General features: G+C 72.9%; 21 protein-coding genes, 3 tRNA genes and 1 pseudogene. 13 read left to right on the top strand and 12 right to left on the bottom strand.

Annotated features, from left to right (window positions below; all coding sequences use genetic code 11):
• The 4 genes and pseudogenes from F8279_RS30350 to F8279_RS22090 all read right to left on the bottom strand — a co-directional run.
• A pseudogene (locus F8279_RS30350) lies at positions 1 to 100 on the bottom strand (cobalt ECF transporter T component CbiQ); the annotation flags it as partial.
• A gap of 953 nt (positions 101 to 1053) precedes the next feature.
• Positions 1054 to 1770, bottom strand: a complete 717-nt coding sequence (locus tag F8279_RS22100; RefSeq protein ID WP_151500926.1) for a thioredoxin domain-containing protein — start codon at positions 1768 to 1770, stop codon at positions 1054 to 1056.
• The gene (locus tag F8279_RS22095) at positions 1757 to 2287 is read right to left on the bottom strand and encodes a MauE/DoxX family redox-associated membrane protein (RefSeq protein ID WP_151500925.1); all 531 of its coding nucleotides are present in this window, start codon (positions 2285 to 2287) and stop codon (positions 1757 to 1759) included. The genes F8279_RS22100 and F8279_RS22095 overlap by 14 nt, the downstream gene beginning before the upstream one ends.
• Before the next feature lie 30 nt (positions 2288 to 2317).
• Positions 2318 to 2905, bottom strand: a complete 588-nt coding sequence (locus F8279_RS22090) for a sigma-70 family RNA polymerase sigma factor (RefSeq protein WP_151500924.1) — start codon at positions 2903 to 2905, stop codon at positions 2318 to 2320.
• 213 nt (positions 2906 to 3118) lie between these two features.
• Here F8279_RS22090 and F8279_RS22085 point away from each other — a divergent pair, with 213 nt between their 5' ends.
• The 3 genes from F8279_RS22085 to F8279_RS22075 all read left to right on the top strand — a co-directional run bounded on the left by F8279_RS22085 (position 3119) and on the right by F8279_RS22075 (position 6526).
• On the top strand, positions 3119 to 4795 hold the full coding sequence (locus tag F8279_RS22085) for a copper resistance CopC/CopD family protein (protein WP_175438691.1): 1677 nt from the start codon (positions 3119 to 3121) through the stop codon (positions 4793 to 4795).
• Between the two features lie 16 nt (positions 4796 to 4811).
• Complete coding sequence (locus tag F8279_RS22080) at positions 4812 to 5537, top strand: YcnI family protein (protein WP_151500923.1); 726 nt, start codon at positions 4812 to 4814, stop codon at positions 5535 to 5537.
• 140 nt (positions 5538 to 5677) lie between these two features.
• Positions 5678 to 6526 carry a hypothetical protein gene (locus tag F8279_RS22075; protein ID WP_151500922.1) on the top strand — a complete coding sequence of 283 codons (849 nt, stop codon included), beginning with the start codon at positions 5678 to 5680 and terminating at the stop codon, positions 6524 to 6526.
• Between the two features lie 102 nt (positions 6527 to 6628).
• Here the strand turns inward: F8279_RS22075 and F8279_RS22070 are convergent, their stop codons facing one another.
• Complete coding sequence (locus F8279_RS22070) at positions 6629 to 7924, bottom strand: glycosyltransferase 87 family protein (protein ID WP_151500921.1); 1296 nt, start codon at positions 7922 to 7924, stop codon at positions 6629 to 6631.
• 74 nt (positions 7925 to 7998) lie between these two features.
• Between F8279_RS22070 and orn the strand changes: the two genes are divergently transcribed.
• Both orn and F8279_RS22060 read left to right on the top strand, forming a co-directional pair.
• On the top strand, positions 7999 to 8589 hold the full coding sequence (gene orn, locus F8279_RS22065) for an oligoribonuclease (RefSeq protein ID WP_013474266.1): 591 nt from the start codon (positions 7999 to 8001) through the stop codon (positions 8587 to 8589).
• A 90-nt stretch (positions 8590 to 8679) separates the two neighbouring features.
• Positions 8680 to 8755 (top strand) — tRNA-His (locus F8279_RS22060).
• A 46-nt stretch (positions 8756 to 8801) separates the two neighbouring features.
• Here the strand turns inward: F8279_RS22060 and F8279_RS22055 are convergent.
• On the bottom strand, positions 8802 to 10097 hold the full coding sequence (locus tag F8279_RS22055; RefSeq protein WP_151500920.1) for an Ig-like domain-containing protein: 1296 nt from the start codon (positions 10095 to 10097) through the stop codon (positions 8802 to 8804).
• A gap of 162 nt (positions 10098 to 10259) precedes the next feature.
• Positions 10260 to 11534, bottom strand: coding sequence for an Ig-like domain-containing protein (locus F8279_RS22050; RefSeq protein ID WP_151500919.1), 1275 nt, complete (start codon positions 11532 to 11534; stop codon positions 10260 to 10262).
• Positions 11535 to 11721: 187 nt separating this feature from the next.
• On the opposite strand from F8279_RS22050, the gene F8279_RS22045 reads away from it, so the two are divergent.
• The 4 genes from F8279_RS22045 (at position 11722) to F8279_RS22030 (ending at position 13725) form a co-directional block, all read left to right on the top strand.
• A tRNA-Lys gene (locus tag F8279_RS22045) sits at positions 11722 to 11797 on the top strand.
• A 199-nt stretch (positions 11798 to 11996) separates the two neighbouring features.
• Positions 11997 to 12251 carry a hypothetical protein gene (locus tag F8279_RS22040; protein ID WP_151500918.1) on the top strand — a complete coding sequence of 85 codons (255 nt, stop codon included), beginning with the start codon at positions 11997 to 11999 and terminating at the stop codon, positions 12249 to 12251.
• Positions 12252 to 12290: 39 nt separating this feature from the next.
• Positions 12291 to 12842 carry a kinase gene (locus F8279_RS22035; protein ID WP_151500917.1) on the top strand — a complete coding sequence of 184 codons (552 nt, stop codon included), beginning with the start codon at positions 12291 to 12293 and terminating at the stop codon, positions 12840 to 12842.
• A 49-nt stretch (positions 12843 to 12891) separates the two neighbouring features.
• Positions 12892 to 13725 carry a MerR family transcriptional regulator gene (locus tag F8279_RS22030; protein ID WP_151500916.1) on the top strand — a complete coding sequence of 278 codons (834 nt, stop codon included), beginning with the start codon at positions 12892 to 12894 and terminating at the stop codon, positions 13723 to 13725.
• A gap of 21 nt (positions 13726 to 13746) precedes the next feature.
• Here the strand turns inward: F8279_RS22030 and F8279_RS22025 are convergent, their stop codons facing one another.
• The 4 genes from F8279_RS22025 to F8279_RS22010 form a co-directional block, all read right to left on the bottom strand.
• A complete protein-coding gene (locus F8279_RS22025) occupies positions 13747 to 14688 on the bottom strand; it encodes a GlxA family transcriptional regulator (RefSeq protein ID WP_151500915.1) in 942 nt (313 codons plus the stop codon).
• Between the two features lie 8 nt (positions 14689 to 14696).
• A complete protein-coding gene (locus tag F8279_RS22020; protein WP_151500914.1) occupies positions 14697 to 15113 on the bottom strand; it encodes a DUF6010 family protein in 417 nt (138 codons plus the stop codon).
• A gap of 138 nt (positions 15114 to 15251) precedes the next feature.
• Positions 15252 to 15755 carry an SRPBCC family protein gene (locus tag F8279_RS22015; RefSeq protein WP_151500913.1) on the bottom strand — a complete coding sequence of 168 codons (504 nt, stop codon included), beginning with the start codon at positions 15753 to 15755 and terminating at the stop codon, positions 15252 to 15254.
• Positions 15745 to 16479 carry a trans-aconitate 2-methyltransferase gene (locus tag F8279_RS22010; protein ID WP_151500912.1) on the bottom strand — a complete coding sequence of 245 codons (735 nt, stop codon included), beginning with the start codon at positions 16477 to 16479 and terminating at the stop codon, positions 15745 to 15747. The genes F8279_RS22015 and F8279_RS22010 overlap by 11 nt, the downstream gene beginning before the upstream one ends.
• Before the next feature lie 77 nt (positions 16480 to 16556).
• On the opposite strand from F8279_RS22010, the gene F8279_RS22005 reads away from it, so the two are divergent.
• The 4 genes from F8279_RS22005 to F8279_RS21990 all read left to right on the top strand — a co-directional run bounded on the left by F8279_RS22005 (position 16557) and on the right by F8279_RS21990 (position 21780).
• Positions 16557 to 19616 carry a VWD domain-containing protein gene (locus F8279_RS22005; RefSeq protein ID WP_151500911.1) on the top strand — a complete coding sequence of 1020 codons (3060 nt, stop codon included), beginning with the start codon at positions 16557 to 16559 and terminating at the stop codon, positions 19614 to 19616.
• A gap of 63 nt (positions 19617 to 19679) precedes the next feature.
• Positions 19680 to 19752, top strand: a tRNA-Lys gene (locus F8279_RS22000).
• Between the two features lie 353 nt (positions 19753 to 20105).
• Positions 20106 to 20660, top strand: a complete 555-nt coding sequence (locus F8279_RS21995) for a hypothetical protein (RefSeq protein WP_225853367.1) — start codon at positions 20106 to 20108, stop codon at positions 20658 to 20660.
• 10 nt (positions 20661 to 20670) lie between these two features.
• Positions 20671 to 21780: a PLP-dependent cysteine synthase family protein gene (locus F8279_RS21990; protein ID WP_151500910.1), complete on the top strand. Its 1110-nt coding sequence runs from the start codon at positions 20671 to 20673 to the stop codon at positions 21778 to 21780.
• Positions 21781 to 21967: 187 nt separating this feature from the next.
• On the opposite strand, the gene F8279_RS21985 is transcribed toward F8279_RS21990, so the two are convergent.
• On the bottom strand, positions 21968 to 22406 hold a 439-nt coding region (locus tag F8279_RS21985), incomplete at its 5' end, for a CAP domain-containing protein (protein ID WP_368668838.1).

Genomic DNA, 22406 nt, shown 5'->3' with positions numbered 1-22406 from the left:
CCGCACCCAGGAACGGCAGCGCGAACGCGAACAGTACGAACGGCAGCTCGATCAGGGCCCGGCTGAGCAGCCAGCGCGGGCCGACCCGGACCAGCGCGGCCGGGCCGGCGGCCGGGGGGATCGAGCGGGACAGCGCGGCCAGGTTCGTCACTCCGGCGAACAGCGTGAGGCAGGCGCCCGCGAGCGCCAGCACGAAGTCGGCGGCCGGGCGGCGGGCCAGCGCGTACCCGCCGGCGGCGAGCGCACCGAGCCCGGTGAGCAGCGTCCACACCTGACCGGTGACCAGCTCGGCGAGCGTTCCGCCGACGCCGGGGGTGCCGGTGTCCAGCGCGCGGGCGACGGTGAGCGCCACCGTCGCCGCGCCGCCCAGTGCGAGCAGCGCGCCCACGGCGCGCAGCGCCCGTACCCCGGCGGCGGTGCCGCCCGGCGCCAGTCCCGCCGCGCCGATGATCAGGAAGCCCAGCGTGGCGGCCACCCACCAGGGGTACGGGTCGGGCGGCGGTACCCAGTCCAGCGTGCCGCGTACCGCTCCGGTGGTGTCACCGGCGCGCAGCGGCACCGTCCAGTCGCGTACCCGGTGTTCCCGGTCCGGGTCGGCGGCGACGGCGGCCGGCGGGGCGTCCTCCCGCCACAGCGTGCGCTGGTCGTGCCAGCGGGCGGTGGGTCCGTCGTCGATCCGCCGCCAGTCGGGCGCGGCGGCCGGGTTCGCCTCGGCGGGCAGCCGGGTCTCCCCGGCCAGCGTCCGGTTCAGGTAGGTGGCGGGGGAGCGGGTGTTCTCGTGCACGCCGGCCGGGCCGATGCGCAGGTACGGCTCACCGGAGTAGCCGAGCACCGTGACGTCGGCGCCCGTGTCGTTCGTCAGCTCCAGCCGCGCACCGGCCTCCACCATGCGCGCGGTGAGCCCGGGACCGCCCGGGTCGACGCCGCTGACGGTGGCGCGGTAGTCGGTGCCGTCGGGCGCGTCGGCACCGTGTGCGGCGGCCGGCGCGGCGAGTGTGAGCAGGGCGGTTGCCGCGACGGCGAGCACCAGCGCGGCCCGGCGCAGGGGTGCGATCACTTGCCGGCCGCCTCCACCGCCGACTTGAGCCCTTCCGGGCTGCGGTCCTGGAGCTCACTGCCGTTGATCTTGATGGTCGGGGTGCCGGTCACGCCGGACTTGCTCGCCTCGTCGGTGACGTGCTCGGTCCACGACCGGTACGTGCCGTCGGAGACGCAGGAGGCGAACTCGTCGCGGTTCAGCCCGACGCCCGCGCCGATGTCGACGAGTTCGTCGTTGCTGAGCCCTGCGCCCCCCTCCGGCGGTTGCCTGTCGAAGAGCTGGTCGGTGAACTCGCGGAACTTGCCGCCCTGCGCGGCGCAGCCGGAGGCGGCCGAGGCGCGGGTGGAGTATTCCGTGGTGGAGAAGCGGTTCAGGAACGCGACCGGGTGGAACACCAGCTTCGCCTTGCCCTCGCTGACGAGCTGGTTGAGCGTCTCGCCGTTGATCTGCTGGAACTGCTTGCAGGCCGGGCAGAGGTAGTCCTCGTACAGGTCGATGGTGACCGGTCCGGTGCCGAGCACGATGCCGGTGCCGGCGTCGTTGGCCCCGGCCGGGGCGGTGAACTCGTCGGACTTCTGGCTGGAGTAGGCGGCCCAGCCGATGCCGCCGGCGATGACGAGCACCAGCACCGCGGCGATCGAGGTCCAGAGCGTGCGCTTGCGCCGCTTCTCCCGGGCGATCTGCTCGCGTACGACCCGGGCCGCGTCCTTGCGCCCCTTACGACTGCTCATCGGTGTCCTCCACGGTGTCGTCGCCCGCCAGCCACCCGTCCACGGAGAACGGGGTGCGGGGCCAGATCAGCAGGAACCCGGCGAGTACCAGGAACCCGAGGTCCCGGAGGATCTCCGGGAGGTAGCTGGGCGTCTCGCCGGCGGCGAGCTGCCCGCCGCTGCCGAAGCACCCGCAGTCGATGGCCAGGCCCCGGGCCCAGGCCGAGGCGATGCCGGCGATGAAGACCACGAGCAGCGCCGCTGACACACCGGCGCTGAGCCGGGTGGCGAGCCCGGCGAGCAGCAGCACGCCCAGGGCCAGCTCGACGAACGGCAGCGCCGCGCCGATCACGGTGGCCACGTCGTACGGCATCACCTGGTACGCGTTCACGGCCCGGCCGGAGGCGGCCAGGTCGCCGACCTTGGTGCCGCCGGCGATCAACCACACCGCGGCGAGTCCGAGGCGGGCCGCGACGCCGAGCCAGGGCCGCAGGGTCGGCCAGCGGCCGGCCCGGGAGGGGGAGGGGGTCACAGTCATTCGTCGTCCGAGCGCCACGAAAGGTTCCCGCTACCCGGCCAGCGTGTCGCCGACGGCGTCGACCAGTTCGTCGCGGGCGCGGGCCACCCGGGAGCGGATCGTGCCCACCGGCACCCCCTCCACGTCGGCGGCCTCGGCGTACGACAGGCCGAGCAGCTGGGTGAGCACGAACGCGGAGCGCCGCTCGGCGGGCAGCCGGCGGACCAGGTCGGTGGCGCCGAGCTGCCCGGCCGGGTCCGGGTACGGGCGGTCGGTGGCGGCCTGGGCGGCGAGCCGCGCGTCGAGCCGGCGGCGGCGCACCACTGTCCGCAGGTGGTCGGCGCAGGCCCGCCGGGCGATCCCGAGCAGCCAGGTACGCACGCTGGAGCGCCCTTCGAAGCCGGACAGCGCCCGGAACGCCCGCAGGTACGTCTCCTGGGTCAGGTCGTCCGCGCTGTCCGGGTCGACGAGCGCGGCGGCGAAGCGCCACACCTCGGCCTGGGTGGCCCGGACGAAGGCGGCCTGCGCGTCGCGGTTCCCGTCGCGGGCGGCCAGGGCCCAGCCGGTGGCCGCGTCCCGGGCAGCGTCGGGTGCCGCCTCGGGGCGGTCGGCGGCGGTGTCGCGCGGGCCGGGGATCACGTCACCCGAGGTTACGCGGCGTACCTGGAGGGGACAGGGTCCTTCGACCCATTCCGTGGTCCGGCACACGCCGGGAACTTTTTCCGTCCGCCGTCCGACTACCCTCCCATGACCTCCGAGCAGGCCCGGCGTGGCGCGCGCCGCCGTGCCGGGTGGGCGCCCGGTCACGCCCGCCGGAGACCGGCTCGCCGGACCCGCCCCGGTTCGGGAACCATGGCGGTCATGACTGCTGCCGTACGCCGCCCGTCCCGGGTCGTCGCCGCCCGTTCCGGGGCCGCCGCCGGGCTGCTGCTCCTGCTGGTCGCCCTGCTGCTCGTCCCGGCCACCCCGGCCGCCGCCCACGCGGTGCTGGTGAGCAGCAGCCCGGCCGCCTCCGCCGTGGTGCCCGAGGCGCCCGCGCAGGTGGTGATCACGTTCAGTGAGGGCGTCCGCAAGGTGCCCGGGAAGGTACGGGTGATCGCCCCCGACGGCTCGCGGGCCGACCGGGGCGAGCCGACGTTCCAGGGCGCCGAAGTCACCATCCCGGTGGACCCGTCCGGCGCGCGCGGCACCTACCTGGTGAGCTACCGGGTCATCTCGGCCGACAGCCACCCGGTCTCCGGCGCCTTCACCTACTCCGTCGGCGCGCCGTCGGAGCCGCCCACGGACAGCGGCTCGGACAACCGGGCGAACCCGGTCACCGAGAACGCGGTGAAGGTGGCGAAGTACGCCGGCTACGCCGGTTTGCTGCTGCTCGTCGGCCCGGCGCTGGTGCTCGCCGCGCTCTGGCCGCGCCGGCTGTCCCGCCGGGGACCGGCACGGCTGGCCTGGACCGGGCTGGGCCTGCTGGTGGCGGCGACGCTCGCCGAGGTGTGGCTCCAGGTGCCGTACGTCAACGGCGGCGGCCTGTTCGACGTGACCGGTTCCGGCCTGGGCGACGTGCTGGGCAGCGCCTACGGCACCACGCACCTGGTCCGGCTGGGCCTGCTCGCCGCGGCGGCGTTCCTGCTCCGGCCGCTGTTCGCCGGTCCGATCGGCCGTACCGACGGGATCATCCTGGCCGTCCTCGGCGGCGCGGCGTTGTTCACCTGGCCGCTGGCCGGGCACGCGGCGGCCTCGCCCGCGCCCGCCGTCTCGGTGGTGGTGGACGCGGTGCACCTGGGCGGCATGGCCGTCTGGCTGGGCGGTCTGGTCATGCTCGCGGTGTTCCTGCTGCGCCGGGCCGACGAGCGCGAGCTGGACGCGATCCTGCCGATCTGGTCCCGCTGGGCCGCGCTCGCGGTGGCCGCGCTGCTGCTGGCCGGCACCGTGCAGGGCCTGATCGAGGTGGCCGGCATTCAGGCGCTGTTCGGCACCACGTACGGGCGGCTCCTGCTCGCCAAGATCGTGCTGTTCGCGCTGGTGATCGGCGTGGCCGCGTACTCCCGGGCGCTGGTGCGGCGGCGGGTCGCCGCCGGCCGGCCGGGTGCGATGCGACGGGCCGTGGTGGCCGAGCTGGTGATCACGGCGGTGGTGCTGGGCGTGTCGGCGACGCTCGTGCAGACCACCCCGGCGCGCACCGCCGCCGCGGACGTCGGGGGCGCCGAGCGGGGCTACTTCTCCACGACGCTCAGCAGCCCGATCTACTCGCTGGAGGTCCAGCTGGACCCGGCCGAGACCGGCAACAACTCGCTGCACCTGTACGCCTACACCAAGGACAGCCGTCCCCAGCCGGTGCAGGAGTGGAAGGTCACCGCCGCGCTGCCGTCGGCCGGGATCGAGCCGATCACCGTCCCGCTGCTCCCGCTCAGCGACAACCACGCCACCGGCGAGGTCAACCTGCCGGCGCGAGGCGACTGGCAGTTGCGCATCACCGTCCGCACGACCGACATCGACCAGGCCACGGTGACCGCCACCGTGCCGATCAAGTAACGGAAGGTCCCATCTGATGATCCGTCTCCGGCGCCCCGCGACAGTCGCCGCGCTGACCCTCACCGCCGTCGCCACGGCGGTGCTCGGCCTGGCCGGGCCGGCCTCGGCGCACGTCACGATCAACCCGGCCGAGGGTACGCAGGGCGGCTACGGCCGGTTCGCGTTCCGGGTGCCGAACGAGAGCGACACGGCGTCGACAGTCAAGGTCGAGGTGAACCTGCCGGAGAACGCCCCGGTCGGCTCGGTCTCCACCATGCCGGTGGCGGGCTGGACGGTCGCGGTGGAGAAGCGCAAGGTCGACCCGCCGATCGAGGTGCACGGCAGCCAGCTCACCGAGGCGGTCTCCAAGCTGACCTTCACCGCCGCGCCGAACGGGGGCGTGAAGCCGGGCGAGTTCCAGGAGTTCCCGGTGTCGATGGGTCCGCTGCCGCAGGCCGACACGATGGTGTTCAAGGTGCTCCAGACGTACTCCGACGGCAACGTCTCCCGGTGGATCGAGGAGCCGACGCCGGGCGCGGAGGAGCCGGAGAACCCGGCGCCGGTGCTCAAGCTGGCCGCCGCGGCGCCCGCCTCGCCGGGCGCGAGCGCGCCGGCCGCCGCGGCGGACGACGACGATGACGACGACGGCTCCGGCGCCGCCACCGCCCTCGGGGTGGCCGGCCTGGTCGCCGGACTGGGCGGCCTGGCCCTCGGCGGCCTGGCGTTCGCGCGTACCCGGCGGGAGCCCGCGGCGAAGTCCTGAACGTGAGCGATTCACCGGCCCGGCGGAACGATCCGCCGGGCCGGTCGCCGTCCCGGACGGGTGCCGCCGATATCCGGCGATCGGCCGACGCACGTCGGTAAGGTCGGCCGGGTAATTGGCTACCGAGAGGGACGACGCGAATGCGTTTCGTACGCACGATCGCCGGCATGGTGCTGCTGGCCCTGGGGATTCCGGCGCTGCTGGCGGGTGGAGGTCTCTGGCTCGCCGCCCGGCACGCCGGCCCCGACGGCGGGTTCGGCGCCCGGTTCGAGCCGGTCCGCACGCCGGCCCGCGCGGTGCTGGTGGCCGACGTGGACGCGTTGCTGCGCGCCGACCTGCCGCTGGCGCGCACCGGGCAGGCCCGGCTGCACCTGACCGCGCGGGACGACGACGGCGAGGTCTTCCTCGGCCTCGCCCCGGCCGACCAGGTGCGACTGTGGCTGGCCGACGTCCCGCACAGCACCGTGCGCCGCGTCGCGGTCACCCGAGGTGCGCTACCTGTCGACCTCGACCCGGCCACCGCCGGCACCGGCGCCGTCGCGCCGATGTCCCAGCCCTTCTGGGTACGCGAGGGCGTCGGCTCCCTGGAGTGGAGCCCGGCGGAGCTTTCCGGCCGGTCGTTGAGCCTGGTCGTGATGCGCGTGGACGGCGCGGACGGACTCGACCTGCGCATGCGTGCCGAGCTGCGGGCCGGGTGGTTCCCCGGGCTGGCGTGGGCGCTGCTGGCCGGCGGGACGCTGCTGGTGGTCCTCGCCGTGGTGGTGCTGCTGCGCCCGCTGCGGCCGCGTGAGGTGGTCTTCGTGGTCGAGCCGGACCAGGTGCCGGTGCTGGCCGGGCGCCTCGGCGTCACGTCGCTGAGCGGGCTGGGCCGGCAGCCGGGCCCGGCGTCGCGACCCGAGCGGCACCTGGTGGCAGTGGGCTCCGGGGCGGGCGGGCGGACCCGTGCGGCGATTGCTCCGCCGCCCGGCCGGTGCCCCGACGAGGACTGACGACGCGAACCCGAACGGCCCTCCGCGCTGCCGACGCGGAGGGCCGTTCTTCACCGGGGGATCGGTGCTACCTGGGAGATACCTGAGGTAGTTGATACCAGATTAGCGCTGATCGCCATTTGTTGCGAGGTGTGTCCGTTCAGTCCGAGTCGCCGGTTCCTCGTCCGCATGCCGGCGGATCGGCAGCACCGCGAGCAGGAGCAGGCTCAGCAGCACGTACACGTTGCGGACCACGAAGTCGACCGGGTCGTCCGTGTGCACGATGGCGGTGCCCCAGTCCTGGAACGTCACCAACCCGTACACGATCGGCAGGCCGACGACGGCGGCCAGCGCGAAGAGGCCGCCGCGACGGCGGGCCCCGGCGGGCGTCGCCGGATCGGCGTCCAGTGCCGCGTCGACGAGCACCACCACTGCGGGGATGAACCAGTACAGGTGGTGGATCCAGGTGATCGGGCTGACCAGCCCGCCCACCAGCCCGGTCAGGGTGAGACCCACCAGCGCGTCACCCGCCCGGGCCGCGCGCGCCGCCCGCCACAGTCCGAACGCGGCCACCGCCAGCGCGAGCAACAGCCACAGCAGCCGGTCCGGCTCGGCCGGCGCGGTCAGGCGGCTGAGCAGCCCGAACAGCGACTGGTTGCCGGTGTAGTCGGGGCGGCCCACCCGGTCGGTCACCCACAGCTCGTGGGTCCAGAACCGCCACGAGTCGCCCGGCGCGACCGCCGCCGCCAGCAGCGTGGCCACCGCCGCTGTCACCGCCGCCACGGCCGCCGCCCGCCACTTCCGGGCGGCGAGCAGGTAGAGCACGAAGATGCCGGGGAAGAGCTTGAGCGCCGCGGCCAGCCCCACGCCCACGCCGGCCCAGCGCCGACCCTGCGGTACGGCGAACAGCAGGTCGGCCAGGATCAGCACCACCAGCAACATGTTGATCTGCCCGAGCGTGAGCGTCTCCCGGGTGCTCTCCACCGCCAGCACCAGCAGCACGGCGACGGTCAGGCCGAACCCGAGCGGCAGGTCGTGCCGCCGCAGCACCGGCAGGACCAGCCACCGGGTGGTCACCACCACGGCGGCAACTGTCAGCACCGCGAAGGCGGCGATGGCCACGCCGAGCCGCAGATACCCGAACGGTGCCAGGAGCAGCGCCGCGAACGGCGGATAGGTGAAGTAGAGGGCACCCTGCACCCGGTCCGGCTGGACGTAGTCGTAGAGCGGGTGCCCGGCCGCCCACCAGTCCATCGCCGACATGTAGATCTTCTGGTCGTAGTAGTCGTGGCGCAGGTTGGGCAGGTAGAGCGCCGGCAGGATCGCGACCAGTGCCAGCACCGCGACCACCCGGCGAGCCGTGCGCCCGCCCGCGTCGTCGCGGGCGACGGCGGGTGGGGCGACGGGTTCGGCTGGCACGCAGGAAACCCTAGCGGTCCACCTCGGCCGCCGGGCCGAGGCGCGGGCGCGTCGGCGGCGCGTAGTCTGTCCCGGTGGCTGATCTTCTCGTCTGGATCGACTGTGAGATGACCGGGCTCGACCTGCGGCGGGACGCCCTGATCGAGGTCGCCGCGCTCGTCACCGATCCCGACCTCAACGTGCTCGGTGACGGTGTCGACGTGGTGATCCACGCCGACGACGAGGCGCTCGACGGCATGCCGGAGATCGTGCGCACCATGCACGCCAAGTCCGGCCTCACCGAGGAGGTACGCCGCTCCACGGTGACGCTGGCCGAGGCCGAGGACATGGTGCTCGACTACGTGACCAGCTACGTGAAGGATCCGCGTACCGCGCCGTTGTGCGGCAACTCGATCGCCACGGACCGGGGTTTCCTGGCCCGCGACATGACCCGGCTCGACGCCCACCTGCACTACCGGATGATCGACGTGTCCTCGATCAAGGAGCTGTGCCGGCGCTGGTACCCGCGGGTGTACTTCGGGCAGCCGCAGAAGGGCCTGGCACACCGGGCGCTCGCCGACATCCGGGAGAGCATCCGCGAGTTGGAGTACTACCGGCGGACCGTGTTCGTACCGCTGCCCGGGCCGGACGTCGAGGCCGCGAAGGCGATCGCCGCCCAGCTCTGACGCCCGCGCCGAACCCGGTGGACGGGGTCGGCCGTGGTGTGGCTATGATTGGTCCGCGCACCGCCCCGGGTGACCGGAGCGGCGAGCATGGTGGCTGTAGCTCAGTTGGCAGAGCACCGGGTTGTGGTCCCGGTTGTCGTGGGTTCAATTCCCATCAGTCACCCCAACACGAAGCCCCCTCCTCCAGGAGGGGGCTTCGTCGTGTGCGGGTGTCAGGGGGTCGGCTCGACGCTCGGCGTACCGGCGTCCGGCGTGGCGTCGGCGGCCGGCGGCTCGTACGGCAGGGCACTGCCCTTGACGTACTCGTCCCAGCTCATGTTCCAGTCGGTCCAGCCGTTGCCGTTCTGGAGCTTGCGCTCGGTGCCCTTGACGGTGATCGGGTCACCGATGCGGGTGTTGGCGAACAGCCAGTTGCCTTCCTTCATCGAGACGTTGACGCAGCCGTGCGACACGTTCGTGCGGCCCTGCACGCCCTCGGACCAGGGCGCGGCGTGGATGAACTCGCCGCCCCAGGTGAGCCGCTGGGCGTAGTCGATCTCGGTGCGGTAGCCCTCCTCCGGGCCCAGCTCCTCCATGGTGTCGAAGACCGTGTGCCGGAGCTTCTCGATCACCACCATGGTGCCGCTGGAGGAGGGGGTGCTCTTCTTGCCCAGGCTCACCGGGATGGTCTTGACCACCTTGCCGTCGCGGGTGACAGTCATCCGCTTGGTGCGGTTGTCGACAGTCATCACGAACGACGGGCCGATCTTGACGTCGACGCTGAGGTCGGCCCGGCCGTACCAGCCGCCGCCCAGCGGCAGCCCGCCCGCCTGCACCTTGTAGCTGACGGTGCTGTTGGCCTTCCAGAACGTCTTGGGCCGGTAGCGCACCTCGGTCGGGCTCACCCAGTGCCAGATGCCCTCCTGGGCCGGCTTCGAGGTGACTGTCATCCGGCGCTGGATGTCGTCGCGGTAGTCCTCCGGGATGGCCCGGCCGAACTTCACGATCAGCGGCATGGCCACGCCCACGACCTGGTTGTCGCCCAGGAAGCTGGTGACCCGGATCTGCTTGGCCGGCTTCGCCATCGTGGTGAACGTGCTGGTCGCGGTGGCGGGCTTGCCGTCGTCGCCGGTCGCGGTCACGGTCGCCGTGTACGTCTGCCCGTACTCCAGGGCCGCTGACGGCAGCCAGCTCCCGCCGTCCGCCGCGAGCGTGCCGTCGACGACCTTGCCGGCGGCGTCCTTCAGCTCGACGGTGGTGTCCTGCGCGTCCTTCGTGGTGAAGGTGACGGCGGTGGACGCGGGCACGTCCTTGGCGTCGGCGGCGGGCTCGCTGATGGTGGCCGCCGCCTTCGGGGCCTTCTCGCCGCCGTCGCCGCCGCCCTGCCAGCTCGACGGCTTGTCGCCACCGCCGCTGGTGCAGGCGGTCAGGGCCATCGCGGCGGCGAGCAGCCCGGCTGCCAGCGCACGGCGGCGGCCGACGCGTCGGGCGCTCACGCCCCGGATCGGTTCGTCCTGGCCAGCTCGCATGACTCCCTCACAAGGTGATGCCGTTCCCCGTCGTCTCAGGTCAGACGCGCCGGAGCGGGTACGCGTTGCCGGACGTGAAACGGAACACCCCGCCCGGGTGTAACGATTCCGCTGGTGTCCGGCGCTTCGTCGGAGGTGGCGTGTCCGACCACGTTACGCCGGTCAGAACGGCGCCGGCTGCCCGCCCTGCGGAACGGGCAGCGCGCTGCCGGCGACGAACTGCGACCAGCCCATGCTCCACGCCGTCCAGCCGTTACCAGGGGCCAGGCGGCGTTCGGTGCCCTTCACCGTGATCGGGTCGCCCACCATCGTCTTGCCGAACAGCCACCGGCCGTTGGCCATCGACACGTTCACGCAGCCGTGCGAGACGTTGCGGCGCCCCTGCACACCCTCGGACCAGGGCGCGGCGTGGATGTACTCGCCGCCCCAGGTGATCCGCTGGGCGAAGTCGATCTCGGTGACGTAGCGGTTGGCCGGGTCCGGCTCGCTGCGGGTGTCGAAGACGGTGGACTCCTTCTTCTCCATCACCACCATCGTGCCGCTGGAGGAGGGGGTGCTCTTCTTGCCCAGGCTGACCGGCAGCGTACGGATGACCGTGCCGTTCTCGGAGACCGTCATCTGCTTGGTCGCGTTGTCCACGGTCATCTCGAACGCGCGGCCGATCTTGGCGGTGGCGCTGCGGTCGATGTTGCCGTACCGGCCGTTGCTCAGCGGGATCCCGGCGAGCGCCAGCCGGACCGTGATCGTGGTGCCGGTCTTCCAGTACTCCGGCGCGCGGTAGTACGCCTGGGTGCCGTTGTCGACCCAGTGCCAGGCGCCTGGCTGCGGCGGGTCGGTCTGCACGAACATCCGCTTCTGCACCGCGGCCCGGTCCTTCTTCGGGATGCCCGGGGAGAACTCGGCGACCACGGGCATGGCGACCCCGTACGTCTTGCCGCTGAACATGTAGAGGCCGGAGCCGATCATCGACTTGGGCTTGGCCATCGTGGTGAACGTGCTGGTGCCCTGGTAGGTCTGGCCGTCCTTGCCGGCGCCGGTGACAGTGGCGGTGTACTTGGTGCCGTACTTCAGCGCGGCCGACGGCACCCAGCTGGAGCCGTCGCGCCGCATCCGGCCGGCGACGTTGGCGCCGTCGGCGGTGGCGAGCGCCACCTTCGACACGGTGCCGCCGCCGGGGATGCGGGCGCTGATCTCGGTGCTGACCGGCCGGCCGTTCGCGCCGTCGGCCGGGCTCACCGTCAGCGGCGGCGCGGCGGCGCTGTCGCTGGGTGCGACGCTCGGTTCGGGCGCGGAGGACGAGACGCCGCCGACCTGCTGCTGGCCGGGCACGAACTCCGGCTTCTTCCCCTCGTCGCCGCCGCCGCACCCGGTCAGTGCCAGCGACGCCGTCAGGACCAGGGCGCCCACCGTCGCCCCGGCCCGCGCGAACCTGCCCATGCCCACCCCTGTCCTCGCGTGCCTGGCGGACATCGTGCCGTATCGACGCTCCCGCGCCCGCCCCCGCGCCGGATCAGGTGACCGTTTTAGCCGCTTTCGCCGGTTAAGCTCGTCCGAAGGGTGGACCCCGGTATCGGATTGGAACCCGCCTCGGCGGGCGTGCTAATCTTCTTCCCGTTGTCAGAGAGCGCCGCTAGCTCAACTGGCAGAGCAGCGGACTCTTAATCCGCGGGTTCGGGGTTCGAGTCCCTGGCGGCGCACCAACGAGCAAGGCCCTGACCAGGCGTTCCACGCCGGTCGGGGCCTTTTTCGCGTACGTGGGTGCCGGTGCGGCGGGTGATCGGCCGTGAGGCGGGGTGGGGAACCGGCCCGGGGGTGCGCCTTGTGCCGCCGCCCTAAGCTGATCATGGTCGTGCGGCCATGATGGACGGTCGGGCGACGACGATCAGAATGGGAGAAGACATGAAAGCTCTCCGACGGCCGCGGATCCGCAGCCTCGTCGCCGCCACCTCGGTCGCGGGCGCCCTGGTGCTCGGTCTGGGCGCGCCCGCGTACGCGGACTACTCGAGCCCGACCTACTCGACCCTGAAGGCCTGCAACGAAGCCCGACCCAAGTACCAGTCGTCGTGGACGAAGCCGCAGGCGTGCCGCCCCATGTACAACTGGGACGGCACGAAGGTGATCGGGTACGCGTTCCTGGTGATCACCCGGGCCTGATCGGCATCCGCCTGCGGTACCTGACGTCAGGGAGGGATCGTGTCCGCTGAGGCCACCGGCAGCTCGGGCACGATCCTCGTCTGCATCCGGGGCAACTCCGGCTCGGGCAAGAGCAGCATCGCCCGCGAGCTACGACGCCGGCACGGGCGGGGCTGCGCCCTCGTCGAACAGGACTACCTGCGCCGTATCGTCCTGCGCGAACGGGACAAGCCCGGCGGCGTGGCGCCCGCCCTGATCGAGCAGACCGCCCGGTTCGCCCTCGATCACGGCTACCACGTGGTCCTGGAAGGCATCCTGTACACCGGCCGCTACCGCACCATGCTGACCTCGCTGCGGGACGGCCATCGGGGGCGGTCGCTGTTCTGCTACCTGGACGTGTCGCTGGCCGAGACGCTGCGCCGGCATCTGACCCGCCCGCAGGCCGGTGAGTTCACCGCCGAGCAGATGAGCGGTTGGTACGCCGCGTACGACGTCCTGGGCTGGCCCGGCGAACTCGTCCTCCCGGAGACCACCGGCCTGGAACACGCGGTTGAGACCATCGCGGCCGCGGCCGGGCTGCCCCAGAACGGGCGCGACGACGACAGGCGTTAGGCGCGACGTCACTTGCCCTTCCGGTTACTGCAGGGGGCAGTCTGGGGTCATGTTGTCGATCAGCGAGTTCAGCCAGATGTGCCACCTGTCGCCGCAGGCGCTGCGCTTCTACCACGCCGAAGGGCTGCTCGTGCCCGCCGAGATCGACGAACGGACCGGTCACCGCTCGTACGCCTTCGACCAGGTGGAACGGGCCATGCTGATCACGCTGCTGCGGGACACCGGGATGAGCGTAAAGCTCGTCCGGCGTGCCCTCGACGAACCGGACCAGGCGCTCGCCCTGCTCGACCGGCACAGCGACGAGGTCAGCCGGCAACGCCGGGCTCAGGCCGACGCGATCGAGGCGGCACGCGCCGTCTTCGAGGCGCAGCCTGAACCGCGGTTGCGGCACGTGCCGGCCACGACTGTGGTGGCGCGGCTCGTGCCGGGTACACCGCTGGGCCGTGACGCGCAGGAGTGGGACCGGGCCGAGGAGATCATCACGGCGGCGGCGGCCGAACTGGTCGCCACCGTGCGGCAGGCCGGCATCACCTGCCTGGGCGAGCCGTGGCGGACGCCGGCGCTGGAGACGCCGGAACAGGACCGGCGCGTACTCGACGGCACCGGGCCGTTCTGGACGGTCAAGGTCGCGGTGGCGGGCGCCCCGGAGACGCTGCCGTCCCTGCCCGACGACCTGAGCGTGCAGACGCCCGACGCCCACGATGAGTTGTCCATTTTCATGCCGGGCCGCAACACGATGGCCAAGTACTGCACGGTGGTCCTGCGCCTGCTCGACGCCGCCCCCGTTGACGGCGACCGGTTCGTCGACCTGGCGCGTCTTCGCCAGGAGGTCCGCCCCGACGGCGTGCTGAGCAGCGCTCCTGTCGAACGACCACCGGCGTGACCCACCGGGCCGGTCCCTCGGTCAGACGCCCCGGAAGCTGCGGCGGTACGCCTGCGGACTGGTGCCGGTGATCCGCTTGAAGCGGTCCCGGAACGCCGTGGTGGAGCCGAAACCGACCTGGCTGGCCACCCGGTCGACGGGATGGGTGGTGGTCTCCAGCAGGTGCTGAGCCTGGTGCACGCGTACCCGGTGCAGCCACCGCAGCGGGGTGGTGCCGGTCTGGTCCCGGAACCGACGGTTCAGCGTGCGGGTGCTCAGCCCGGCGTGCCGGGCGATGTCGGCGAGGGTCAGCTCACGCCCGGTGTTGTCGAGCATCCAGGCCAGCAGCGGCTCCAGCGTCGCCCCGTCGGGGGCGGGCGGCTCGTGCGTGATGAACTGCGCCTGCCCACCCGCGCGTTCCAGCGGCATGACTGACAGCCGCGCCGCGTCGGCGGCGACGGCGGCGCCGTGGTCGCGCCGGACCAGGTGCAGGCACAGGTCGAGTCCGGCGGCGGCGCCGGCGGAGGTCAGGAACTGGCCGTTGTCGACGTACAGGACGTCGGGGTCGACCCGGACCCGCGGGTGCCGGGCGGCGAGCCGGCCGGTGGCGACCCAGTGCGTGGTGGCCCGATGCCCGTCGAGCAGGCCGGTCGCGGCGAGGGTGAACGCGCCGCCGCAGATCGAGGCGATCCGGGCGCCGTTGGCCGCGGCGGCGCGCAGCGCGTCGAGGACTGCTGCGGGCGTCGCGGCGGCGGGATCGGAGACACCGGGTACGACGACGGTGTCCGCGTCGGCGAGGACGTCCAGGCCGTACGGCACCGCGATGCTGAACGCGCCGGTGGTGACCGTCGGCGTCGCGGCGCAGACGACGACGCGGTACCCGGGGCGGCCGTCGGGCAGGCGGGTGCGGCCGAAGACCTCCATCGGGGTGGCCAGGTCGAACGGCACGACGCTGTCCAGGGCGAGCACGGCCACTGTGTGCATGGCGGGATTCAACCAGTCGGGACCGGGCGGCGCGTGCCGGACGCCGGCCGCCTGAGCCGGTGGTACATGTCCTTGACCGACAGGCCGCCGGTGAGGCACCAGAGCGCGATGACCGGATCGCAGAGCGCGCAGCCGAAGGACGAGTCGTGCAGCGACGGGATGATCGGGGTGCCGCGACGGTGGTGCAGGACGTCCCAGGCCGTGTGCAGAAGCCAGCCCACCCCGATGAAGGTGTACGAGGTGAGCCCGGCGTAGCCCACCACCAGCAGTAGGGCGCAGAACGCCAGTTCCCACAGCCCGAACCCGCCACCGCTGATGTAGGCGGCCCCGGCGCCGGTGACGACGAGCGCGTTCAGCCGCCGCCGGTGGGGCTCGGGCACGAGGGAGTTGAGCCCGGCGTAGACCAGCCCGATCACGACCGGCATGACATAGCGAAGCACGACCCAGCCCCGTTTCCGTTCGCGGAAAAGCGTGTCGGGACGGAGCCTAGGAAGGCCGGTTGCCGGCGACGAGAGGCGAAAATGCCAGGATCCGCCGGATTCTCGCCACGCCGGTGCCGACGGTCAGCGGTCCGCGTCCTGCTCGGCGAGCCGCTTGAGGTTCAGCAACTGCCGGCGCGCCATCACCAGGTCTCCGAGGCATCCACCGAGGGCGATCACCGGGTTCGCCCGCATCACGACTTTGAGCAGCAAGCGGGTCGTGTTCCCGGCGTCCGGCACCAGGACGTACGACAGGACCGCGCCCATGATCCGACCGGTGAGGTGACGCCCCGGCTCGACCGCGAGGATCCGGCCCCGTCGCCGGCCGCCCGCGGTGGTGAACGGCTCGCCGACCACCGGCTCGGGAAGGCCCACCAGCAGTTGCGGTGAGCGGCGGCCGAGGTTGTCGATCCAGTCGTACGAGTAGGGCGCGAGCCGGATCTGGCCGACCCACTGCCACACGGCCGCCGGTGGCGCGTCCACGCTCACCCCGCGCCACGCCCGCAACGTGGGCGCGGGCACGAAGTCGTCGCACGGGTAGCGGCGCAGCGTCTCGCCGTCCGACACGCCCCACCGGTCACCGAGCATCGGCCCGGCCCAGCACGAGCGTGGTCCGCAGGTCGAGCACGACGGTGCCGCCGAAGTCGTCCACCAGCCGGTCCAGGGCGGCGATCCCGCGTCGCTGCTGCTCCGGGGTCCGGGACAGGTACGGCCCGAACGTGCGCATCAGCGCCAGATACCGCTCCTTGTCCAGCGGCAGCTCCCGCCGGATCACCTCGCGGCGTACGTCGTCGAACTGCCCGCTGTCGAGGAGGTCCCGGTGGAACCAGTCGACGGGCCGTTCCCGCACGGTGGGGTCGACGGATCGCAGCGCGGCCCGGACGGCGTCCCGCTGGGCGGCGTCCGCGTAGTCGTAGCGGTGCCCGAACACGGCGAGCGTGCCGCCGGGCGCCAGGGCGCGCCGGGCCAGGGCGTTGCGGGTGGCCGGGTCCAGCCAGTGCCAGGCCATCGCGCAGCCGAGCACGTCCACCCCGCCCGAGGGCGGCGACCATCGCTCGAACGTCGTTGTCTCGACACGGGCGTCCGGAAACCGCTCGACCAGCCGGGCCGCCATCCGCGCGTCGGGCTCCACGCAGGTCAGGGGCGCACCGAGGCGGGCCAGCACCTCGGTGCCCTTCCCGGTGCCCGCGCCCACCTCGACGACTGACGCCGGCGTGCCCCGATGGTAGGCGAGGATCGACTCGGCGATCTCCGGCGGATACCCGGGCCGCGCGCGCTCGTACAGGTCGGCCACCGTGCCGAAGACATTCATCACCAGCAGGATACGGCTCCGACCGGTCCCCGACAGACCGCGACGAAACCGGCCACCCCGCCCCTACAGTCCGCACCATGAGGTGGACCCTGCGGCTGGCGGCAGCGCTCGGCGTACTCGCGACAGCTCTGGCGACCGGGGCGGCGAGCGGCGCCGCGGCGCCCGCCGACGGCGGCCTCGGCCTGGCCCTGCGGTCCGGCCAGGCCGACTACCGCGCCGGGGACCAGGTCCGTCTCGACCTCACCGTCACGAACACCACCGGCGCGGCGTGCGCGCTCGCCACCCGCGCCGTCGGCACCGTGCAGGTCACCGGGGTACGCCGGGACGGGCGTGACCTCACGCCGACGCTCGCCCGCAGCTTCTTCGAGGACGGGATCGGCGCTCCCGCCACCGCCGGACTGACCACAGTGGAGAGGCGCGCGACCGCCACCGTGGCGTTGACCGGGGTACGGCTGCACGACGGCGACGTCGTGCTCCGCTCGGTGGCCGCCACCCCGGACGGCGGTGGGCTGGACACGCTCTGGCCGGTCGGCGCACCCGGCCGGTACGAGGTGACCGCGGGCTACGTGACGCTGCCGATGACCGGCGCGGCGGATCTGTGCGCGGGCGCGACGGCGCTGCGGACCACCACGTTCACCGTGTCCGACGACGGCGGGACCGGCCTCCGCCGGCTCTGGGTGGTGGCCGGGGGAGCGCTGGCGCTGCTCGCCGTCGCGCTGGTCGTACTGCTGCTGGTGCGCCGACGACGCCGGCCGACCGCCGCCGTGGTGCTGCTGCTGGTAGCAGTCGGCGCGCTCGTCGGCGGTGGCGCCCGGCCGGCGCGGGCCGACTACGGCGTCGACCCGACCGCCGGGGTGCCGGTCAGCGGCGTCGACTTCCAGGCGGCTGTCGACGGCTGCCTGGCCGGGTTCGCGCTACCCGGCGGCGACCCGTCCGGCCTGCTGCCCCGCCTGCGCGACAAGAAGAGTCCCCGGGAACGGATCATCCCGACGACAGGTGGCTCCGGCGCGTTCGAGACGCCGCAGAGCGCCGACGGCAAGGGCTCCTCGACCGTCACGTGGAACCCGACCTCCACCGACCCGTACGGCGACGGCGTGGCCCGCGACCCCTGCGCCGCGCTCTACCACGAGCTGAACCACGCCGACGACATCTCCCGGGACGCCGTGCCGCAGGGCGAGTGCGGCGGCACCGGCATCCGTACCGCCGAGGTCAAGGCGACGCTCGCGGAGAACCGCTACCGGGCGGCGAAGGGGTTGCCGCCGCGCACCGAGTACGACGGGAAGACGCTGCCGAAGAACCTCGACGAGTGCAAGAAGCCGGCCAAGAAGACGCCGCCGCCGAAGGGGCCGGTGAAGCTCTGCGAGGACGGCGCGGACTGTGGCGGCAGCAACGGCGATCCGCACCTGGTCACGTTCGACCGGGTCGCCTACGACTTCCAGGCCGTGGGCGAGTTCACGCTGGTCGCCTCCACCGGCGGTGACCCGCTGGAGGTGCAGGTCCGGCAGACCCCGATGGCCGGCACGCGTACCGCCTCGGTCAACTCGGCAGTCGCGTTCCGGGTCGGCGCGCACCGCGTCGCGCTCACCCTCACCGACGGCGGCACCCGCGTGCACGTCGACGGCGCGCCACCGGCCACGCCGGACCGCACCGACCTGGCCGGCGGCGGCACCCTCACCCGCCGCCCGTCGGACACCGGCCCCACCGACGGGTACGACGTGACGTGGCCGGACGGGTCCGCGGCGGCGGTGGACCAGATCGGCAGCTACGGCTACCGGATCCTGGTGCGGCTGGCCGACGGCCGGGCCGGGAAGGTACGCGGCCTGCTCGGCGACTTCGACGGCGACCCCGCCGACGACATCACGCCCGCCTCCGGGGCGGCGCTGGTCCAGCCCGTGCCTTTCGCGAAGCTCTATCCCGCGTACGCGGACAGCTGGCGGATCGCCCCCGACCGCTCGCTGCTGCACTACGACGACGGGCAGGACACCGGCACGTTCACCGACCGCGCGTTCCCGGAACGGGAGTTCACCGTCGGCGACCTCGACCCGGCCCGGCGCGCGGCGGCCGACCAGATCTGCCGCTGGGCCGGTGTCACGGCACCCGCCCAGCTCGCCGAGTGCGTCTTCGACGTCGCGGTCAGCGGCCGCCCCGAGTTCGCCGTCGCAGGGGCCAGCACCGAACGGGTCGCGCCGCCGGCCGCCACCCCGATCACCGCCGTACCCGTCGCCACCGCCACGCTCGCCCCCGGCGGCGAGCCGCTGACGTTCGCCGCCCGCGCCGGGGACGCCGTCTTCGTCGACACCACCGCACCGGGCATCGGCGACCGCTGCTCGCCGTACGTGCTCACCGACCCGGGCGGCCGGGAGATCGCCAGCGGCTGCAACATCAACGGCGCCGGGTACGTCGACCGCGTCGACCTCACCGCCACCGGCACGTACGCGCTGAGCGTCGCTGCCGCACCCGGTGACACCGGCCGCGCCGCCGTGCGGGTGTACAAAGCCCGGGACAGCGAGGGCACGCTGCAGCCGAACGGCCCGGCGGTCACCGCGACAGTGGAGCAACCCGGCGCGCGGGCGCGCTACCGGTTCACCGCCCGCGCAGGTGAGCGCGTCTACGTGGAGGTGCCGACGAGCAGCCTCACCGACCAGTGCTCCCCGCTGGAACTGCGGGACGCCGACGGGCGGCTGCTGCGCAGCGGCTGCGTGATCAACGGCGTCGGCGAGGTCGACGGCACGGTGCTGCCCACCGACGGGACGTACACAGTGGTGGTCGACCCGAACGAACGCGGCACCGGCACGACCACGCTGCGGGTGGTCACCGGCCGGGACCGGGAGGCGGCGATCACGCTCGGCGGGCCGCCTGTCGTCGCCGTCGTGGACCGGCCCGGTGCTGTCACCGGCTACCGGTTCACCGCCGCGGCCGGCACGTCGGTGACGGTGAGCGCCACCGCCTCCGACCTGCCCGACCAGTGCGGCGTGCTGGCGCTGCGCGCGCCCGACGGCAGCACCGTCGCCACCGGCTGCGTGATCAACGGAGCCGGTGAACTCGGGCCGGCGGTGTTGCCGGCCTCGGGGGCGTACACCCTGGTGGTGGACCCGTCCGGGGCCGCAACCGGGCAGGTCACGCTGGCGTTGCGGTGAGGCCGACCCTGCTTCTCCGGGGTGGCGGGCGGGCGTGCTAACGTCTCGTCCCGTTGTCAGCGAGCGCCGCTAGCTCAACTGGCAGAGCAGCGGACTCTTAATCCGCGGGTTCGGGGTTCGAGTCCCTGGCGGCGCACCGACGATTAAGGCCCTGACCTGGTGGTTCCCACTGGGTTGGGGCCTTTCTCGTATCTGCTGACCGGTGGTGGGACCGGCCGCCCTGCCGCACCAGGTGGTGGTGCGTGACGGCCGCGATTTCGGACTCGGAGTACAACGCCTCTGCTGTCGAGGAGCAGGGCCGGCGTGTTCCTTCGTGCGCGGTAAGCGCTTCGTGGCGAACGCCACCACCTGACGGCGTCCGCCAATTCCTTGGCGAGGGTGGGGTGTAGGGCAATTTCACTCTTGGCAACCAGCGCGTGGAACTCCCCAGCGACTTTACGGATGCTGTCAAGTGGCTGCTAGGCTGGGGCGCGAGCGCGGAGGTGCACTGTGAACGGCGAACCGGCAGCTGGCAACGATCTCGTGGACGGCAGGCCCGCGTGGGGCGAGGTGTCGACCGCAGTTCACGTGGCCATCGTCCGTCAGCTCGTGCGCGACGTCGGGGCGCGCCTCCTCGATCCGCTGGACCGGCTGCTGGGGACGGCCGGCGACGATCCGCCCGTGTCCTCGGTGCTCCGCGGCCAGCTGGAGATCGCCGCCGAGGTGTGGGCGGCGCAGGTGCTCGGCCCGGACGAACGGCTCGCCGCCGAGACTGCTCGACGCCTGACCGCCGAGATCTACCAGTCCGGCGACGTCTTCGCGCCGCCGTTCGAGTGGTGGCGCACGCCCTTCGGGGCGCTCGTGGCGCGCCGGTTCGGTCATCCGGCCGCCGAGGCGGTCTCGCTCACGGTGGCGAGCGCGATGCTCGGCATCACCCGGCAGGGCGTCCATGATCTTGTAAAGCGCGGCAAGCTGCGGCGGGACGAGGCGAGCGGCGGCGTCCTGGTGAGTTCGGTCCGGGACCGCCTCACGCAGTTGTCGGAAGTCTTGTCCTCCGAGCGCTGATGGGATCTGGATGGCATTGACGGGACTTCACCCGGAATTCTCCGGAGATGATTGGGGCCGCCGAGCTACGGCTGTTCTTGAAGCCGATCGGACCGTCGAGAAAGCGACGCCTCTGATTCGTTTCCCCTTCCCCGGTGAATCGTCTGCGACGATGTTCGTCAAAGATGAGTCGGCGCGGCCCACCGGAAGTGTCAAATACCGCTTCGCCCGAAGCCTCTTCCTGCACGCGCTCTCCCGGGGCGTCATCCGTCGGGGGACGCAGTTGGTGGAGGCGACCAGCGGGAACATGGCGGTCGCGGAGGCGCACTTCGCCCGGGTGCTGGGGCTGCCGTTCACCGCGGTCGTGCCCGGTAAGTCGTCGCCGGACCGCATCGCCCGGATCGTCGCGCAGGGCGGGACCGCCCACCGGGTCGATCCGCCGCTGGCCGTGTACGAGAACGCCGAGCGGCTAGCCGGCCAGTCGAACGGGTACTACCTGGACTGCCTGTCCACGCTCGGGCCGGCCATCGACGCAGACCTCGACGACGGCGTGCCCGGCCTGCCCGACGAGATCCTGCGCGACTTCGCGGCCCAGGGCCGTCCGGAGCCCGCGTGGATCGTGACCGGCGCCGGCACCGGGGCCACCTCGCGGGCGATCGGCCGCTACCTGCGGCGGCACGGGCACGCCACCCGGCTGGCGGTCGTCGACGCGGAGAACTCGGCGTATTTCCCCGGCTGGGCCACCGGGTGCCGCGACTATGCGACCGGAATGCCGTCGCGCATCGAGGGCATCGGGCGGCCGCGGATGGAGCCGGCCTTCGATCCCGACGTCGTCGACCTGGTCATCCCGGTGCCGGACGTGTCGAGCGTGGCCGCCATGCGATATCTCGCCACGGCAGGCGGCGTGGCGGCCGGACCGTCCACCGGCGCCTGTCTCTGGGGCGCGTGTCACCTGGTGAACCGTATGAGTCAGGCGGGCGAGTCGGGTGCGGTGGTCATCGTGGCGGCCGACGGTGCCGAGCCGTACCGTCGCTCCTACTACGACGACGAGTGGGTCGCCGGAAAGCGCTGGGACCTCACCGAGCCCACGTTGCGCCTGGAGCGCTTCATGCGGACCGGCGACTGGGAAGCTCCCCGATGAGACCGGCGCCCGCGCCGGTCCGCTGAATGTTCGCTGGAGGAGGCTTCCGCACGGGAAGCCCTGGCGAAGGAGACGGGCGAGGCGTCGAGAGGACTGCCACCATGAGGCGCCCCGGTCCGCCCAGCGGACCGGGGCGCTCGACGTCCGACGCGGCCGGTCTGGTTCGCGCCGGCATGTGACAGGCCCTTCAGTAGTCGATGTTGATGGCGGCGACCTGGCGGCTGCCGTTGAAGACGATCGCCGGGCCGGCGAAGCGGGAACTGGCGTACGTCAGCGCCGTCTTGTGGCCGGGACTGTTGAACCAGGCCTCGATCATCTGCTCCGGCGAGGAGTTGCCCGACGAGGCGAACAGGACCTCGTGCCCGCAGTGCTGCAGGCCACTCCCGTTCAGGTTCTGCCGTACGCAGGATTCCGCGGCCCGGTGCTGCGCCGTGCCGAGCTTGACCTCGTTCAGCCCGAGCGCGCGACGCCGCTCGTTGAGCAGCACCAGCAGGCGCCGCTCCGCTGCTGACAGGCCGGTGGACGTGGCGGTGGACTTGGTTGACGACGACGGGGTCGGCTTCGGCGACTTGCTGGGCTTCACCGACCGGCTGGGGGTGGGGCTCGGGCGCGCGGCGGTCGAGGAC

Source organism: Micromonospora sp. AMSO1212t, from assembly GCF_008868145.1.
GTDB classification, from domain to species: Bacteria; Actinomycetota; Actinomycetes; order Mycobacteriales; family Micromonosporaceae; genus Micromonospora; species Micromonospora tulbaghiae.
This window is presented reverse-complemented; position numbering and strand designations above follow the sequence as displayed.

Excerpts from the sequence above, each read along its gene's own strand:
- F8279_RS22025 (WP_151500915.1), bottom strand. The coding sequence starts at position 14,688 with ATGCACACAGTGGCCGTGCTCGCCCTGGACAGCGTCGTGCCGTTCGAC.
- F8279_RS22015 (WP_151500913.1), bottom strand. The coding sequence starts at position 15,755 with ATGCTCGGTGACCGGTGGGGCGTGTCGGACGGCGAGACGCTGCGCCGC.
- F8279_RS21990 (WP_151500910.1), top strand. The coding sequence starts at position 20,671 with ATGGCATTGACGGGACTTCACCCGGAATTCTCCGGAGATGATTGGGGC.
- F8279_RS22095 (WP_151500925.1), bottom strand. The coding sequence starts at position 2,287 with ATGACTGTGACCCCCTCCCCCTCCCGGGCCGGCCGCTGGCCGACCCTG.
- F8279_RS22010 (WP_151500912.1), bottom strand. The coding sequence starts at position 16,479 with ATGAATGTCTTCGGCACGGTGGCCGACCTGTACGAGCGCGCGCGGCCC.
- F8279_RS22100 (WP_151500926.1), bottom strand. The coding sequence starts at position 1,770 with ATGAGCAGTCGTAAGGGGCGCAAGGACGCGGCCCGGGTCGTACGCGAG.
- F8279_RS22020 (WP_151500914.1), bottom strand. The coding sequence starts at position 15,113 with ATGCCGGTCGTGATCGGGCTGGTCTACGCCGGGCTCAACTCCCTCGTG.
- F8279_RS22050 (WP_151500919.1), bottom strand. The coding sequence starts at position 11,534 with ATGGGCAGGTTCGCGCGGGCCGGGGCGACGGTGGGCGCCCTGGTCCTG.
- F8279_RS22075 (WP_151500922.1), top strand. The coding sequence starts at position 5,678 with ATGCGTTTCGTACGCACGATCGCCGGCATGGTGCTGCTGGCCCTGGGG.
- F8279_RS22030 (WP_151500916.1), top strand. The coding sequence starts at position 12,892 with ATGTTGTCGATCAGCGAGTTCAGCCAGATGTGCCACCTGTCGCCGCAG.
- F8279_RS22005 (WP_151500911.1), top strand. The coding sequence starts at position 16,557 with ATGAGGTGGACCCTGCGGCTGGCGGCAGCGCTCGGCGTACTCGCGACA.
- F8279_RS22055 (WP_151500920.1), bottom strand. The coding sequence starts at position 10,097 with ATGCGAGCTGGCCAGGACGAACCGATCCGGGGCGTGAGCGCCCGACGC.
- F8279_RS22080 (WP_151500923.1), top strand. The coding sequence starts at position 4,812 with ATGATCCGTCTCCGGCGCCCCGCGACAGTCGCCGCGCTGACCCTCACC.
- F8279_RS22040 (WP_151500918.1), top strand. The coding sequence starts at position 11,997 with ATGAAAGCTCTCCGACGGCCGCGGATCCGCAGCCTCGTCGCCGCCACC.
- F8279_RS22085 (WP_175438691.1), top strand. The coding sequence starts at position 3,119 with ATGGCGGTCATGACTGCTGCCGTACGCCGCCCGTCCCGGGTCGTCGCC.